General features: G+C 62.2%; 17 protein-coding genes. 12 read left to right on the top strand and 5 right to left on the bottom strand.

Annotated features, from left to right (window positions below; translation table 11 throughout):
* Positions 1-21: 21 nt before the first annotated feature.
* The 9 genes from ADN01_RS04695 to ADN01_RS04655 all read left to right on the top strand — a co-directional run bounded on the left by ADN01_RS04695 (position 22) and on the right by ADN01_RS04655 (position 7656).
* Entirely contained in the window at positions 22-756 is a 735-nt protein-coding gene (locus tag ADN01_RS04695) for an SCO1664 family protein (RefSeq protein WP_062419962.1), read from the top strand.
* 35 nt (positions 757-791) lie between these two features.
* Entirely contained in the window at positions 792-1829 is a 1038-nt protein-coding gene (locus ADN01_RS04690) for a homoserine dehydrogenase (RefSeq protein WP_236690966.1), read from the top strand.
* Between the two features lie 18 nt (positions 1830-1847).
* Complete coding sequence (folK, locus tag ADN01_RS04685; protein WP_075070964.1) at positions 1848-2528, top strand: 2-amino-4-hydroxy-6-hydroxymethyldihydropteridine diphosphokinase; 681 nt, start codon at positions 1848-1850, stop codon at positions 2526-2528.
* Positions 2529-2642: 114 nt separating this feature from the next.
* A complete protein-coding gene (locus tag ADN01_RS04680) occupies positions 2643-3683 on the top strand; it encodes a DUF2804 domain-containing protein (RefSeq protein ID WP_062419964.1) in 1041 nt (346 codons plus the stop codon).
* A 16-nt stretch (positions 3684-3699) separates the two neighbouring features.
* Positions 3700-4569 carry a dihydropteroate synthase gene (gene folP / locus ADN01_RS04675; RefSeq protein ID WP_062419965.1) on the top strand — a complete coding sequence of 290 codons (870 nt, stop codon included), beginning with the start codon at positions 3700-3702 and terminating at the stop codon, positions 4567-4569.
* A gap of 10 nt (positions 4570-4579) precedes the next feature.
* Positions 4580-5485, top strand: a complete 906-nt coding sequence (locus ADN01_RS04670; RefSeq protein ID WP_062419966.1) for a lysophospholipid acyltransferase family protein — start codon at positions 4580-4582, stop codon at positions 5483-5485.
* 17 nt (positions 5486-5502) lie between these two features.
* Complete coding sequence (locus tag ADN01_RS04665; RefSeq protein WP_062419967.1) at positions 5503-6219, top strand: CDP-alcohol phosphatidyltransferase family protein; 717 nt, start codon at positions 5503-5505, stop codon at positions 6217-6219.
* A 134-nt stretch (positions 6220-6353) separates the two neighbouring features.
* Entirely contained in the window at positions 6354-6881 is a 528-nt protein-coding gene (locus ADN01_RS04660) for an RNA polymerase sigma factor (RefSeq protein WP_062419968.1), read from the top strand.
* Between the two features lies 1 nt (position 6882).
* A complete protein-coding gene (locus ADN01_RS04655) occupies positions 6883-7656 on the top strand; it encodes a hypothetical protein (RefSeq protein WP_062419969.1) in 774 nt (257 codons plus the stop codon).
* 74 nt (positions 7657-7730) lie between these two features.
* Here ADN01_RS04655 and ADN01_RS04650 read toward each other — a convergent pair whose 3' ends face one another.
* The 5 genes from ADN01_RS04650 to ADN01_RS04630 all read right to left on the bottom strand — a co-directional run bounded on the left by ADN01_RS04650 (position 7731) and on the right by ADN01_RS04630 (position 12794).
* A complete protein-coding gene (locus tag ADN01_RS04650; RefSeq protein ID WP_062419970.1) occupies positions 7731-8828 on the bottom strand; it encodes an NBR1-Ig-like domain-containing protein in 1098 nt (365 codons plus the stop codon).
* Between the two features lie 140 nt (positions 8829-8968).
* Positions 8969-10690: a hypothetical protein gene (locus ADN01_RS04645; RefSeq protein WP_062419971.1), complete on the bottom strand. Its 1722-nt coding sequence runs from the start codon at positions 10688-10690 to the stop codon at positions 8969-8971.
* A 128-nt stretch (positions 10691-10818) separates the two neighbouring features.
* Positions 10819-11331, bottom strand: coding sequence for a VanZ family protein (locus ADN01_RS04640; RefSeq protein ID WP_062419972.1), 513 nt, complete (start codon positions 11329-11331; stop codon positions 10819-10821).
* On the bottom strand, positions 11328-12038 hold the full coding sequence (locus ADN01_RS04635; RefSeq protein WP_062419973.1) for an HAD family hydrolase: 711 nt from the start codon (positions 12036-12038) through the stop codon (positions 11328-11330). Before ADN01_RS04635 ends, ADN01_RS04640 begins: the two co-directional genes overlap by 4 nt.
* A 78-nt stretch (positions 12039-12116) precedes the next feature.
* The gene (locus tag ADN01_RS04630; RefSeq protein WP_062419974.1) at positions 12117-12794 is read right to left on the bottom strand and encodes a M48 family metallopeptidase; all 678 of its coding nucleotides are present in this window, start codon (positions 12792-12794) and stop codon (positions 12117-12119) included.
* A 98-nt stretch (positions 12795-12892) separates the two neighbouring features.
* On the opposite strand from ADN01_RS04630, the gene ADN01_RS04625 reads away from it, so the two are divergent.
* The 3 genes from ADN01_RS04625 to ADN01_RS04615 all read left to right on the top strand — a co-directional run bounded on the left by ADN01_RS04625 (position 12893) and on the right by ADN01_RS04615 (position 15762).
* Positions 12893-13459 (top strand): TetR/AcrR family transcriptional regulator, encoded by a 567-nt coding sequence (locus ADN01_RS04625; RefSeq protein WP_062419975.1) that lies wholly within the window; start codon positions 12893-12895, stop codon positions 13457-13459.
* Between the two features lie 56 nt (positions 13460-13515).
* Entirely contained in the window at positions 13516-14874 is a 1359-nt protein-coding gene (locus tag ADN01_RS04620; RefSeq protein WP_062419976.1) for an alpha-amylase family glycosyl hydrolase, read from the top strand.
* Between the two features lie 117 nt (positions 14875-14991).
* The gene (locus tag ADN01_RS04615; RefSeq protein ID WP_062419977.1) at positions 14992-15762 is read left to right on the top strand and encodes a double zinc ribbon domain-containing protein; all 771 of its coding nucleotides are present in this window, start codon (positions 14992-14994) and stop codon (positions 15760-15762) included.
* The last annotated feature ends 55 nt before the right edge of the window (positions 15763-15817 follow it).

The raw sequence follows: 15817 nt of genomic DNA, 5'->3' as shown, positions 1-15817 counted from the left end.
CAGGAGGGCGTTCAGCTGGTGATGACTGTGCCGCTCACCCAAGAACCGATTTTGCTGGCCTTGCACCGGGGAGACATCTCTTTGCAAGGTCAGTTCTTAAACAGCTCCAACCGCACCTTTTTGGGCACGCTCGTTCACGAAGAGAGCAGCCTGCAGGTGGTCTACAAACCTACCCAAGGCGAAAGCCCCCTGTGGGATTTTCCGCCGCGCTCATTGGCGCGGCGCGAAGTGGCCGCCTACCGCCTCAGCCGGGCCCTGGGCTGGGATCTGATTCCCCCCACCGTTTACCGTCACAAAAACGCCCCTTTTGGCCCAGGCTCGCTGCAATTGTTTGTGGATCACGACCCCCAGGTGCATTTTTTCACCCTGACCCCCGAACAAAAACAGAGTCTGCGGCCTCTGGCAGTCTTTGACCTGTTGGCCAACAACGCCGACCGCAAAGGCGGCCATCTGCTGCTGGGGACGGATGGGCGCCTGTGGGTAATTGACCACGGGATTTGTTTTCACGTGGAAGACAAGCTCCGCACGGTCATTTGGGATTTCGCCGGGGAGCCCATCCCCGACCCGCTCCTGGCCGACGTGGCCCGCGTGATGGATGAGCTGGCGCAGGAGGGGCCGCTGTTCGCCTCGCTGCGCGCCATGCTGCTGCCCGCCGAGGTGCGCGCCCTGCTGCGCCGCGGAAAGCGGCTGCTGGCCAACCCCCGTTTTCCACAACCCGCAAGCCACCGCCGTCCTTACCCCTGGCCGCCTATCTGAGCGCGGCCCATTTTCAACTCGAAGGAGAAATGCACATGCAAACCGTTCGTCTTGCCCTGGTCGGCTTTGGAAATGTTGGGCGGGCTCTCGTCCGCCTTCTGGAACGCAAACGCGCGCTGCTGGCCAGCCAATACGGCCTGGAGTGGGTGGTGACCGGCATCGCCACCGGACGCCACGGCATGGCCGTTGATCCCCAGGGGCTGGATGTGCAGGAAGCGCTGCGCCTGGCCGAAAGCGGCCAATCCATCGACGCCCTCTGCCGCGGGCCGCGCCCGGCCTCCATGCTGGATTTCATCCGCGCCTGCCCGGCGGACGTCCTATTTGAAAATTCGCCCGTCAACCACCACACCGGCCAACCCGCCATAGACCACCTGCGCACCGCCCTGGAATGCGGCATGCACGCCGTCACCGCCAACAAAGGCCCCGTGGTTCACGGCCACGCCCTGCTCACCGAAACCGCCGCGCGCAGCGGGCGCAAGTTCATGTTTGAATCCACCGTCATGGACGGCGCGCCCATCTTTTCGCTTTTCCGCCAGCCCCTACCCGCTTCGGAACTGATGGGCTTCATGGGCATCCTCAATTCCTGCACCAATTTGATGCTGGAGATGATGGAACAGGGCCGCGAACTGGATGATGTCATCCGCTACGCCCAATCCATCGGCATCGCCGAAACCGACCCCTCCGCCGACGTGGACGGCTGGGACGCCGCCATCAAGGTGGCCGCCCTGATCACCGTGCTGATGGGCGAACCCTTCACCCCCCAGCAGGTGGTGCGGGAGGGCATCCGCGGGCTGAGCGCCGAAGACATCCGCGCCGCTCTGGATGCCGGGGAACGCTGGAAGCTGGTATGCACCGCCCGCCGCGAGAACGGGCAAATCCACGCCCAGGTGGCCCCCCAGCGCGTGCCTTCCACCTCGCCCCTCTACAGCGTGGGCGGCACCAGCTCTTTTGTGCAGTTTGAAATGGACACCCTCAGCGGCCTGGGCATTTTGGAAAGCAACCCCGGCCCCGATACCACCGCCTACGGCCTGTTGGCCGACCTGCTGAACGCCCTGGGTAAAACCAACGGCTAACGCGCGCGGAGGTGCAAGGTGAGCGAACGCGTGTATCTGGCCCTGGGCAGCAACCTGGGCGACCGCCTGGCCAATTTATCCCGCGCGCTGCAGGCCCTTTCCCCCTATGCCGCCGTGCAGCGTGTTTCGCCGGTGGTAGAGACGGATCCGTGGGGTGTGCTGGATCAGCCGGATTTTCTCAATCAGGTGGCCGAAGCCGAAACCGATCTGCCGCCCTTGGAACTGTTGGCAGGGCTGAAAGAGATTGAGCGTACCCTGGGCCGCCAGCCGGGGGTGCGCTACGGCCCGCGCCTGATTGATCTGGACATCCTGCTGTATGGGGAGCTGTGTACCGAACTGCCCGGCCTGAGCCTGCCGCACCCGCGCATGGCGGAGCGCGCCTTTGTGCTGGTTCCGCTGGCCGCGCTGGCCCCCCACGCCCTGCACCCTCCCACCGGCCGCACCATCACCGAACTGCTGCGTGCGGTGGACGCCCGCGGGGTGCGCACCTATACCCCGCCCGAAGGCGTGCGCATCCCCCCCGACCTGGCGGCGGCCCTGGCCCAAGCCCCCCGCCTCAGCGGGCATTTCAACCGCCTGCCCGCCGCGCACCAGCGCGAGATCATTGCCCAGATGGAAGCCGCCCCCATCGCCGAGCGCCTATCCGCCGTGCTGGAACGGTTGGCCGCCGAAGCCTCCGGAGGCAAGCCGGGAGTATAATCAGAGCAGGGAGGCAAATCTGCCCGCCCGCATCCCCCGCGGCCAAGAAGCAACCGTGCGCCGCCGCCGGGGTTGTCATCTACAATCCATCGCGCCGCAAGTGGAGGAAAACGCATGAGCATAGATCAACGTCTGCTGCGCGGCCCCGGGCCGCTGTTGGATTCTTCAGGTGAACTCGCCGATGTCGGTTGGGCGCGCGAGCCGCTGTTGGACTGCAACCTGGAAAACGCCGCTTTTTACGGCCTGCGCTTCTTGCAGCCGCTGCGCATCAAACGCTGGGATTACTACGGCATCACCACCCCCACCCACTTTTTCTCATTCACCGTCTCGGACGTAGGTTACCTCGGCTCCATCTTTGCCTACGCCGTCGAATTTGCCAGCGGCCGCTACCACGAAGAGACCCTCACGGTGCCCCTGGCGCGCGGGGTGCGCCTGCCGCGCGGCAGCCAGCAAGGCGAATCGGTGTACGACAACGGCCGCGTGCGCCTGCATTTCAGCGCCGCCGCCGACCACCGCCGCGTGGCTGTGCGCTGGCCGGGCTTTGGCGGCCAGGAACTCAGCGCCGAGGCCATCCTCCACCTGACCCCTGGGCACGATTCGATGGTGATCGTCATCCCCATCCCCAAGAAGCGGTTTTATTACAACCGCAAGGTCAACTGCATGCCCGCCGAAGGCAGCCTGACCTGCTTCGGCCAGAATTTCACCCTCGACCCCGCCACCTGCCTGGGCAACCTGGACTGGGGACGCGGGGTGTGGGCCTACAACTCCTTTTGGGTGTGGGCCAGCGCTTCGGGTTTCCTGCCCGACCAGCGCACCATCGGCCTGAACCTGGGCTTTGGCTTTGGCGATACCTCCGCGGCCACCGAAAACGCCTTCATCCTCAACGGCCGCCTGCACAAGCTGGGTGAGGTGAAGTTCAGCTACGATTCAAAGCATTTCACCCGCCCGTGGGGCATGCGTTCAGCCGACGGCCGGCTGGACCTGGAATTTACCCCCTTCTTTGAGCGCGTGGCCAAAACGGACGCCAAGATCTTATTGAGCGAAGTGCACCAGATGTTTGGGCGCTACAACGGCACAGCCGTCACCGATGAGGGTGAGCGCATTGAAATCCGCGACCTGATCGGTTTTGCCGAGGAGCATCACGCCCGCTGGTAGAAAAGGTAAGCGAAGAATGAGTGTTGCGAATTTTCCGCTGGTTTGGGGGCAGCGCACCTATGTGATGGGGATCATCAATGTGACCCCCGACAGCTTTTCGGGCGACGGCCTTTTGCAGCGCCAGGACCTGACCGCCGCGGCCCTGGAACAGGCGCGCGCCTTCGCCGCCGCGGGGGCCGATATCTTGGATATCGGCGGGGAAAGCACCCGTCCCGGCTCCGAGCCAGTTTCCGTGGATGAAGAAATGCGCCGTGTGATGCCGGTGATCGAAGCGCTGGTGCGGGCTGAGCTGGGGCTGATCCTTTCGGTGGACACCTACAAAGCCGCCGTGGCTGAAGCCGCCCTGCAGGCCGGGGCACATTGGATCAACGATGTGTGGGGTCTGCGCGCCGATCCTGATCTGGCTCAGGTGGCGGCCCGCCGCCAGGCGCCCGTCATTCTCATGCACAACCGCAGCAAACCTGCCAACGCCGAGCTGCAAGATCGGCTGGGCGGGCGCTATGTGGGCATGCAGTACGACGACCTGCTGGGTGACGTGTGCCGCGAACTGCTGGAAAGCGTCTCCCTGGCGCGCGCCGCCGGAATCCCCGACAGCCATATTTTGCTCGACCCCGGCATTGGCTTTGGCAAAACCGTAGCCCAAAACCTGGAACTGCTCAACCGCCTGGGTGAAATCCGCGCCCTGGGCTTTCCCGTCCTGCTGGGGCCTTCGCGCAAATCCTTCATCGGCTACACCCTGGATGTGCCCCCCGACCAGCGCGAAGAAGGCACCGCCGCGGCGGTGGCCGTGGGCATTGTGCGCGGGGCGGATATCGTCCGGGTGCACGACGTGGCCCGCATGGTGCGCGTGGTACGCATGACGGACGCCATCGTCCGCCGCGCCTGAGGAGCTGCGTATGCCAACTCAGCCGTCCCTGGTTCAATCGCGCCTCGGGGTGAGGCTGGCCCTGGGGTTGGCGCGCGCGCTGCCCCCGCGCCTGGGGGTGGGGCTGGGCGAATTTTTAGGGAGTGTTTACGGCCGCCTCACGCATCTGCCCCAGGTGCAGGCCGTGTGCGCCAACCAGTGGGTTATCTCCGGCGGTTCACTGAGCGCCGCCGATCTGCGCCGCCAGGCCCGGGCGGTGTTTCGCATGGATGGGCGCGCCCTGTACGACTTTTACCACCGCCTCAACGATCCAGCCGGTCTGCTGGCCCTGGTGGATTTTGACCCCAGTTATGAGGAGTTGATGGCGCGCTGCCGTGAGGAACGCCAGGGCATTTTGCTGCTGGGCACACACACGGCCAATTTCGACCTGGCGGGGCGCGCCACCGCCCTGCGCGGCGTGCCCTTGCTGGTCTTATCCTATCCGCAGCCGCCGGGCGGCTACCAGATGCAAAACCAGCTGCGCCAGGTGGCCCGTGCCGAGATTGAACCCATCTCCCCCAGCGCTCTGCGCCAGGCTGTGGAACGCCTGCGCAGCGGGGGGACGGTGGTCACCGGCATTGACCGTCCCATCCACGGTTCCAACTACCCGGTGCAGTTCTTTGGGCGCCCTGCCCAGCTGCCCGTGGGCCATGTGCGCCTGGCGCTGAAAACTAAGGCATGGGTCTATCTGATGGGCGCGCGCTACCAACCCACCGGGCGGCTGCGCGTGTGGGCGCTGGGGCCCATCCCCATGCGCCCTGACGAAGATTTACAGCGGGAAACCACCCGCAACGCTGAAGCCATCTTAGCCGCGGCAGAAGAGATCATCCGGCCTGCTCCCCAGCAGTGGAGCATGTTTTACCCCGTTTGGCCGGATGTGCAGCCGCCGCTTCCATAGAAAAGAACCGAGGAATCATGAGTCAGAAGAAAGTGAAAGTGCGTGCCGCAAAACATAAACGGGTGGTGGATACCCTCACCGGCCCATTCGAACGCCGGTTTTTACCCTGGATGGCCTCGCGCCTGCCCCAATGGGTGCTGCCCGACCACCTCACTGCCCTGGGCATGTTCGCGGCGGTGTTGATCGCGGTCAGCTATGCCCTGTCGAACTACCACCCGGCCTTTTTGTGGGCGGCCTTTTTCGGCTGCATTCTCAACTGGTTCGGCGACAGTCTGGACGGCAATCTGGCTCGCTTCCGGCACATCGAACGCCCGCGCTACGGCTTCTTTGTGGATCACTCCACAGATGCATTGGCCGAAACGCTGGTCTTCATCGGCATGGGCATGTCGCCGTTCATGCGCTTTGACATCGCCGCCGTGGCCCTGGCAGGGTATTTGCTGCTCTCCCTGTATGCCGCCCTGGCCACCGTCTCGATGGGCGAGTTTAAGATCTCTTATGCCTATCTAGGCCCCACCGAAATGCGCATGGTGGCCATGCTGGGCACGGCCTGGGTGTATTTCAACGGCATGCCCATCATCCAGCTGCCCTTTGTTGGGCTGACCGTGCTGGATATCATCGGCATCCTGGTGTCCCTCCTCTTCCTGGGGGCTTTCCTGATCTCCTCGGCCAAAATGGCCGGGCGGCTGGCGCATATTGACCGCACCGCCCACCACGAGCACAAGCCCCACGAATAAGAAACCTGTCTATGTTGTCTTGACCCCCACCTGCCTGTGCAGTCGGGGGTTTTTTTATGCGTGATGTCAGGATTTTTCCTTCACCAGCATGCAGGCTGTAATACTATCCGGCTCGCTCCGTATAATGATATAGAATGGCAAACCTGAACAACGCCCCCCAGTTCTCCTCGCAGAGCGAAAATCGGCCTTTCGAAGCGATTTACGAAGAATTCCTGCCCCGCATCTACAACTTCTTCCTCTACCGCTTCGGGGACACCGCCCTGGCCGAAGATTTAACCGCGGTGACCTTTGAGAAGGCCTGGAAAAAACGCGGTAAGTTCCGCCAGGAGCTGGCCAGCCTGTCCACCTGGTTGTTCACCATCGCCCGCAACACCGCCGTAGACGCGTACCGCCAGAATCACCGCGCGGCTGAAGACATCGAAAGCGCCGGCCTGACGGACCCCATAACCCCCGCGGCCGAATCGGAAAGGCAGTATGACCTGTACAGGCTGAACCAGCTTCTCTGTCGTCTGCCCGCCCGCGAGCGCGAATTGGTCGCCATGAAATACGGCGCCAACCTGACCAACCGCGCCATCGCCGGGTTGACCGGCCTGAGCGAGTCCAACGTGGGCGTCATCTTGCACCGCGTGGTTCAGGCCCTGAAAAAAGAATGGGAGGCCTAGGATGAGTGATGATCAATTTCTGTACGGTTTTCAGCAGCAGCCGAGTCCGGCTTTTTCCAAAGCTCTCCTGCACCGTCTGACGGAGCCTCAGCCCGCCCGCCCCGTTGTCTGGCGCCGCCTGGCGTGGGGATTCCTGGCAGCGGTGCTGCTCTTTTCGATTTCCCTTTTGGCTTTCCCTACCGTGCGCACCTACGCCCAGACCATCCTCTACCAAATTGGCCATCTGATCCTTTCAGATGCCCCCACCCATGCCGAGCAGTTTGAAGAATCGCTGCAAGCCGCTGCGCCCAGCCCGGCCCCTAGCCAGCAGGCCGTTGAATGGCAGGCCAACCCCCTTTTGAGCCTGGACGAAGCGCAAGCTCAGGCAGGTTTCCCTGCGGCTGAGCTGACCAACCTTCCACCAGGCCTGACTCTGATGGTGCGCCGAGTGAACCTGCCGGACGACCAGAATCCCTACACCGCGGTGATCACCGTCTATCAATCCGCGGATCAAACGCTGACCCTGCGCCAGCTCATGTATGCACCCGGGGCTGAAACGCAGACCCTTCCGGTGGGCAGCGCCCCGGTTCAGGAGGTACAGCTGCGCAGCAGTCAGGGGCTGTGGATTGAGAACCTGCGCCTATCCACTTATGTGGAACCGGACCATCAGGTTGCTTTGCAGTATGCCAACCTGCTGCGCTGGAGCGAAGGCGGCTTCGAATTTGAACTGAGCACCAACCCGGGACTGCCGCTGGAAACCATGCTGCCAATGGCCGAGGCGATTCAGCGCCCCTAAACTCTGCAGCGCTGTGATCAACAAAAGGCCGCCCGGTTTGGAACCGGACGGCCTTTGATTCACAGGGTCTGATTTTACTTAGCGGTGATGGTCACGGGCATCTTGCACAGGATAGTGCTGCCCTGCGCCAGGGCCCAGGTGGCGGTGAAGCTGCCGCTAGCGTTGGGCGCGCGCATGTCCACGATGATCTTGACCGTCTCACCGGGCTTGACCTTCTTGGGCAGATCGTACAGGTCTTCGCCGGTGTGCATCTCTTTGCCGCTCAGGTACTTGTAGTCCACGGCGGTCGTTTCCCAGGTCTTGCTGCCGGTGTTCTTCACCACCCACACCGCGTCAAAATCGGCCTTCTTGTCCAATTTGGTGCCGCTGGTGGGCTTGACCGACACAATCTCGCAGTAGTAGCCGCTGGTGTCGCTGGGGTTCACCACCACTGCGTCGGTATCCTGCACGCTGCCGGTGGTGACATTCTTGAAGGCGTTGTAGGCGTAGTAGCCCTGGTCGCTGTCAATGCGCACGCTCACCCATTCCACATCCACCGAGGTGCGCGAGATGGGGATGAGCAGATCCATCGAACCGCCTTTGCCCGAGTTGAATTGGCCGACTTCGATGCCGTTCTTGCCAAAATCGTTGAGCGGGCCCATGCGCACGCGGAAAGTCTGGTTGGCGGGCAAGCCGTTGGCGCGCGCGCTGATGGATTGGTTCTTCAGCACGGCCGTGATGGTCAGGTTGGGGCCGCCGCCAGAGACCGGCGTGCCCTGGGGGGTGGGCTGCAGGGTCGGTACCGCCGTGGGGGTGGCCTGACCAGCGGAAGTGTTGGCAAACCAGTTGGTAATCACCACGCCGTCTTTGGATTCAAAGCGCATGGCGATGCGGTCGAGACCCTTCAAAGCCGCGGGGATGCGGTAAGTCTCTTCAAAAGCGCCGCCCGCGCCGGTGTTGGTGGTGTCCACGTAAATGCCGTCCTTGGCATCCGTACCGTAAGCGCCCATGCGAATGTCCAACAGCTTGCCACCGGGGAAATTGCTGGTGCGAATGCGCACGGAATCATCCGTCTTGACCCACACAAAAAGGAACGAGGCGCTGCCGTCCGCCTGCACAGCCGAAGCCGTGGACAGAAAGCCCCCCAGCAATACGGCAGCCGCCAGAATGACACGCAGGATTTTGGATTTCATGACATTTTCCTCCAGTTCTATATACGCCGCACAGGCGTGTAGGTTGCACGCGATCTTTACAGCCTTAACGCTGCTCGCTCTCAAAAAGTTCCTGAGCGTGCAGCATTAAGAGGGGAAATGCGGGCGGTGCTAAATTGCACTTATTTGGGGGTGATGAACACGAACAGTTCATCCGGATCCGCCTGCACCTGAATACGGTTTTCCAACTGAATGCGCGTTTTATCGGGCAGCGCAAACCAGGTTTTATACGAGATAAACGCGTAGTCATAGTCCTGTGGATTTGCCAAATAGTCCGCTTCAGTTCCCATCACAAATTGGTCAGAGCGGGCGTTTTGGCTGAAATACAGGTTGAAGACCCAGGATTGTGAGAGTTCTGTACGCCCCAACATGCCGTAGGAAAAGCGTTTTGTGTCGCGCTTGTAGACATAATCCGATAAGCGATTGTCCACAAAGATTTTCATCTCAGGCGAATACTCAATTTCGGAGCGAAACACTTCATAGGGGTAGTAGCGGCTGGCCACCGGCAAATTGTATTTCTGCGTTTCCAAAATGTGCCGGTTGTACTGCACAAACGGCAGGAACATCATCAAAAAAATCACCGCCGGAACCGCGATCATGGCCCGATTCCAGGTCTTGATCAGGGCATACCCGCCTGCCAGCACACCCGTCAGCAGGGGGACGATCACCGCACCCTGGAAGGGAACCATTTCCCAATTGCCGCGGGCCACAAATGCGCGCAGGTACGGCTGCCCCAGCCCGTAGACGGCCAGCATCGCCGCCGCGCCGCCCCAGCCCAAGAGCAGGTCGCGCGGGCGGGCGGGAGCCTCGGCGCGGTACTGCGCCAGCGCCAGCACCGCCATGAGAGGAATGACGATATACAGATAACGAATTTGGGGCTGGAAGCGCGAAGCGAACAGGAACAGGATCACCGCCAGCGGCAGCATCCACAGCACCTGCTCAGCCCACGAACGCGAAGCCGGTTTGCGCAAGCCGACGAAATACAGCCCAAACATGCTAAAAGCGCTGATGTCCGCCACCAGATACCGCAGCATACGACTTTCGATAGAGCGTTCGAAATTCCAGTTTTCCCAATCCCCGTAGTTAAAATTGGCCAGCTTTTGAAAGCTGGAAGGCCGGAAGGCAAACCACGGGTCCCCAAGAAAAACGCCGTCCAGGGCGGTCATCAAGGCCGCGCCCACCAGCGCCCCGGCCGCAATCCAGGCCACGCTGCGCAGAAGGGCATGCCATTGGAATTTTTCACCCTCCAACCAGCCCAGGCCCACCACCAAAAAGGCCAGGGCCGCGCCGGTCTCTTTCATGCGGAAGGCCAGATACAAAATCAGGCCGAACAGGATCAACAGCCCCTGGCGGTGCCAGCCCTGCACGCGGAACAGCAGCAGATAGATCACCACACCGGCAGAAATCATCCACATCACGCTGAAATCAGCCAGCGGCGAGCCGTTGATTTCAAACAGCCAGAACTGGCCCAAAATCACCACCCCCGAAACCACCGCCATTAAGCGGGTGCGGCTGAGCAGCCTCACAGCCGTGTAGGTGAGGGCTACTGTCCCCACGACGATGAAAGCCCAATAGTGGCGGGCGGCGGTGAAGATATCCCCATCCAGCAGGTACAGAATCCGCAGCCAGTAAATATGGGCATAGCGGTTCAGGATGTACGACAGCGGTTCAGGATTCAGGGCGGTATGCAGATACAGTAAATCATCCCATTGATATGCCCCAGCCGCCAGCTTTGACAGCCACAGGTAAACGGGAACCAAAATGCCCACCACCAGCAGGGCCTCGAGCGCTTTGGAAAGACGTGAGTTGATCCATCTTGACAGGGTTTGCAATACACGGGACATGGATGAATCCCCTACGGGTCAGAAAAGAAGTTTCAACGAACAGGTTTCCATAACTCCAGAAACCAGCAGCCATCCTACACGCCCACACCCGGCTGCGATTCCGATTCTACCACCATCACGATGCTCAATTACCGCCGCGTCAACCGCACCAGCCCGGCCCCCAGCCACACCCCCGCCGCGTTCAGCAGCAGGTCGTTGATGTCCACCGAGCGGTAGGCGCAGCCCAGGCCCAGTGAAACAACAAGCTGCGCCCCCTCCAGCCCGATTCCCAGAGTCAAACCCGCCCAGGCGATGCCCCAGCGGTTTGACACGCTGCTGAGGCTCAGATACGCCCCGGCGGGAAGGGTCAGAAGCAGGTTGCCCAGGATATCGGCGGCCACGGCGCGCGGAATGGGCTGCTCGCCGTAGAAGAACGGACGCAGGTTCACTCGCGATAAAATCCATTCGAGATTGCTGCCGGGACTGCCGCAATCCACCGGAATAGGAAAGACCACCAGGGCCATCAGCAGCCAGCCGTAGGCGCCCCAGGCCAGAATCGAGATGCGGCGGCGCAGGCTTACCCCCCGGCGCCGCATCCAAAATTCGCCCAGCACCATTTGGGCCGCGGCCAGCAGGAAACCCTCAGGGAAAAACGGGATCATGATCCGCGGGCGCGGGTGAGTTCCGCCAGCCAGCCCGGCAAAAGGTCAAAACGCTCCAGGGTGTAATAGCCGGGGTGGCCGCTGGGGGGCGGGTCGGCCACCTCGTGCAGCCAAGTGGTGTCGTGCGGAATGTACACCGCACTGCCGCCCAGCTCCAGAATGGGGAGGATATCGGAGCGCAAAGAGTTGCCCACCATTAAAAAGCGCTGCGGGCTGAGCCCGTGGCTGCGCAGAATCTGCTCATAGGTCTCGCGGGATTTGTGGCTGACCACTTCCAGATGGCGAAAATAGGGGGCCAGCCCCGAACGGCGGAATTTGGCTTCCTGATCCAGCAGATCGCCCTTGGTGATGATCATCAACGGGCAGCGCTGCGCCAGCAGCGGCACGGCCTCGGCCACCCCCGCCAAAAGCTCCACCTCCGCCGCCAGCATACCCTTGGCCAGCTCCAGGATGACCTGGATTTCCGTGCCGCTGACGGCTCCATCCGTCAGGGCGATGGCGGTCTCGATCATCGAAAGGGTGAAGGCCTTAATCCCGTAGCCGTAATGTTCCATATTGCGCGATTCGGTTTCGAACAGGCGCGCATCCACCCATTCGGGGGAGTGGTGATCGGCAAAAAGCTGGGCAAACTGCGCCTGCACCCGGCGGTAGTTACGCTCGTTCTGCCACAAAGTATCATCTGCGTCAAAAGCAATCACATCAAACATAGACCAAGCCTCAATCGAATCTGCTGTCCGTGTTCCAGACCCGTTCAGCGCAGGGTGAATTCAAAAATGCCGCTTTGCCTAATTGTAGGGGCTTTCGCCGCGCGGAAGGGCCAATTTTGCGCCCTGTGATTTCAGCCACTGCGCCCGCTGCCGGTAATCCGGCAGGTGGGCGGCCACCCGCGCCCAAAAAGCCGGGCTGTGATTGGGGTGGCGGGTGTGAACCAGCTCGTGCACGATAACGTAATCTGCCACCTCCGGCGGGGCCATCACCAGCCGCCAGGTGAGGCTGATGGTGCCGGTGGAGCTGCACGAGCCCCAGCGCGTGCGCGCCGCGCTGATGCGAAGGCGGCGGTAGGGATAACCCAACTGCTTCGCCCGCTGCGCCAGCCGCGCCCCCAAAACGCGGGCCGCCTGGGCGCGGTACCAGCGGGTGAAAACCGCCTCGGCCTGCGGCAGCCAGTTGCGCCCCAGGTAAAACACTCCCTCGCGAAAGGTCAGCGCGGGCCGGGCCGCATCTACCAGGCGCAGCGGGCAGGCCTGACCCAGGTACCACAGGCTGTGCCCCTCGGCAAAGGTTTCGCGGGGCGGCACAGCCGCCAAACGGGCTTTCAGCCAGTCTGCTTTGGTTTCCACCCAGGTGCGGATGGCCTGGTCGCTGGCCCCCAGGGGTGCGCGCACCACCACCCGCCCATCGGGCATCACGATCAGCGCCAGGGTACGGCGTTTGCTGCGGACGATCTGGTCAATATGGATCAATAGGGATCACCTCGTTTGCTGGGATTATAACAAATCTGCGCCAGTGAATTGCCCTTTTCATCTTGACAGGAACTATACCGATCGGTATAATAGCCGTCATGGATACCCGTGTCGCCCTGCTGAGCTGCGCCCTGCAGCTGTTTGCCGCCCGCGGCTATGATGCGGTCGGCGTTCAGGAAATTGTGGACGCCGCCGGCATCACCAAGCCGACCCTCTACCACTATTTCGGCTCCAAACGCGGCCTGTTAGAGGCGGTGCTGACCCCGCCCTTCACACAGTTTAACCAGCAGGTGCAGGCGGCCGCCGTCTACTCAGGCGACCTACCGCTGACCCTCAAACGCGTGGCCGAAGCCGTGTTCACCTTTGCCCGTGAAAACCCCGGGTTCTACCGCCTGCAGTTGGCCTTGTGGTTTGCCCCGCGCGACAGCGAAGGTTTCCAGGTGGTCTCCAGCCTCAACCGTCAGGCGCACGACATCCTCGAAGCCCTCTTCGCTCAGGCAGTGCAGCAGCACGGCAATATGCGCGGCCGCCAGCGCGCCTACGCCGCCACCTTTTTGGGCATGCTCAACACCTACGCGGCGATGGCCCTCAACGGCTATACCCAGTTAGACGCCGCCCTGGTGGAACAGGCCGTGCATCAATTTCAGCACGGCATCTATTCCTAAGCCTCTTTTTTTAACTCGTTTCTATACCGATCGGTATACCATCAAGGAGAAAACCCATGCACACCTGGTCACCCGACGCCGTTTTTTACCACATTTACCCCCTGGGGCTGTGCGCCGCGCCTGCCCATAACGACTTCCAAGCCGCGCCCTGCCCCCGCCTGGAAAGCCTGCTCCCCTGGGCCGACCACATCCAAAGCCTGGGCTGCAACGCCGTGTATCTGGGTCCGCTGTTTGAATCGGGCACCCACGGCTACGACACCGCCGATTACTACAACGTGGACCGCCGCCTGGGCACACGCAGCACCCTGGCTGAGGTGGTGCGCGCCTTTCACCAGCGCGGCATCCGCGTGGTGCTGGACGGCGTCTTCAACCATGTGGGGCGCGATTTTTGGGCCTTTCGCGACTTGCTAGCCCGCGGGCCGGATTCGCCCTATGCCGGCTGGTTTTCGGGCCTGCGCTTCGGCCAACCCAATCACCGCGGCGATCCGTTCACCTACGACACCTGGGACGGCCACGACACACTGGTCAAGCTGAACCTGCACCACCCGGAGGTGCGCGATCACTTGCTGGGGGCGGTGACCCATTGGATTCAGGATTACGATATTGATGGGCTGCGTCTGGACGCCGCCGACGTGGTGGATTTGGGTTTCCTGCAGACTCTAGCCGCCCACTGCCGCCGTCTGCGCCCCGATTTTTGGCTGATGGGCGAGGTGGTGCATGGCGATTACACCCGCTGGGCCAACCCTCAAACGCTGGACGCCACCACCAATTATGAAGCCTACAAGGGGCTGTATTCCAGCCTGAACGACGCGAATTATTTCGAGATCGCCTACGCCCTCAATCGGCAGTTTGGCAGCGCAGGCCTGTACCGCGGGCTGCCCCTATATAACTTCGCCGACAATCACGACGTGGATCGGGTGGCCAGCCGCCTGCACAACCCCGCGCATGTATTCCCCCTCTACGCGCTGCTGTTCAGCATGCCCGGCGTGCCGTCCATTTACTACGGCAGCGAATTTGGCCTGGGTGGGGTCAAAGGGCAAACCGACGCCCCTCTGCGCCCGGCTCTCGATCTATCTCAACTGACTGAAACCGCCCCGCAGCCTGCGCTGCCCGCCTTTTTGCGCCAGCTCAGCGAGGTGCGCCGCCAACTGCCCGCCCTGCGCCGCGGTGGTTACCGTCCAGCGCATGTGGCCCACCAGCAGTTAGCCTTCTGGCGCGAACTGGATGGGCAGCGGGTGTTGGCGGCCTTCAACGCCGCGGAAGAAATCACCCTCACCCTGGAGCTGGACGGCTGCGCAGAAGGACTTCTGGAAGACCTTCTGCACCCCGGCGCACAGTTCGCCGTGCAGGGCGGCCGCGTGCAGCTGCCCCTACCCGCCCGCGGGGCGCGCATTTTGCTGTGGCAGCCGCGCTGAGCCGATCCTTCGGGCGATGCGCTTGACAAATCCCTTTTAGACGGCATACACTATAACCAAGGTGGCCAACCGGCTCGCTGGTTGGCAAATTTCAACCCACCCACAAAAGAGGATCCCATGAGCGAGTTTTCACGAATGCCCCGTTACGACATCCGCAATGATGGGGCTGGCCCGTACGCCATCTTCTACTGCGACATGTGCGGGCGCGAGTTCCGCAGCCAACCCAATTTTGGCGGAGCCGTGGCCCAAGACCTCGGCCGCCAGGCGGTCAGCGGCCTGCTGCGCAAAGTGCCCCTGGTGGGCAGCGTGGCGGCCAACAACCTGGTGGGCGAAGACCCCCGCTACAGCATGAAAATGGACAACAACCAGTTAAACGCCGCCTGGCAGCAGGTGCAGCAGCATTTCCGTGAATGCCCCACTTGCCAGCGGATCGTGTGCCTCTCCGATTTTGACGTGCAGTCTGGCTACTGCCAGGAAGACAGCCCGCGCACTGACGAAATTGCCGAATCACGCGGCGCCCAGGCCGGGGCGGCGATTAAAGGCCTGGCCAGCGCCTTTGGGTTAGGCGAAGCGTTTCAGGGCATGGGTGAAAACATCCGCTCGGCCGTCAACACCGCCCAAACCGCCGCCAACCAGATGGCGCGCTGCCCGCAGGACGGCACCCTGGCCAACGCCGGCACGAAATTCTGCCCCAACTGCGGCACACCGATGGTGCAGCCCACCGCCGCCATCTGCCCCGCCTGCGGAACCGAAACCAAGGGGGCCAAATTCTGCCCCAATTGCGGCGCCAAGCAGGAAGCGGCCCAACCCAGCGGCAAATGCCCCAAGTGCGGCACCGACGCCAAAGGCGCCAAATTCTGCCCGGAATGCGGCACCAAGATCGCCTGAACCCGTCTTTATGTTCTGAAACCAGGGGCGGGGAAGTTCCCCGCCCCTGAACCTT

The organism is Levilinea saccharolytica (genome assembly GCF_001306035.1).
In the GTDB taxonomy this organism is placed as follows: domain Bacteria; phylum Chloroflexota; class Anaerolineae; order Anaerolineales; family Anaerolineaceae; genus Levilinea; species Levilinea saccharolytica.
Note: the sequence above shows the minus strand (reverse complement) of the source record. Positions and strands in the feature narration are given on the sequence as shown.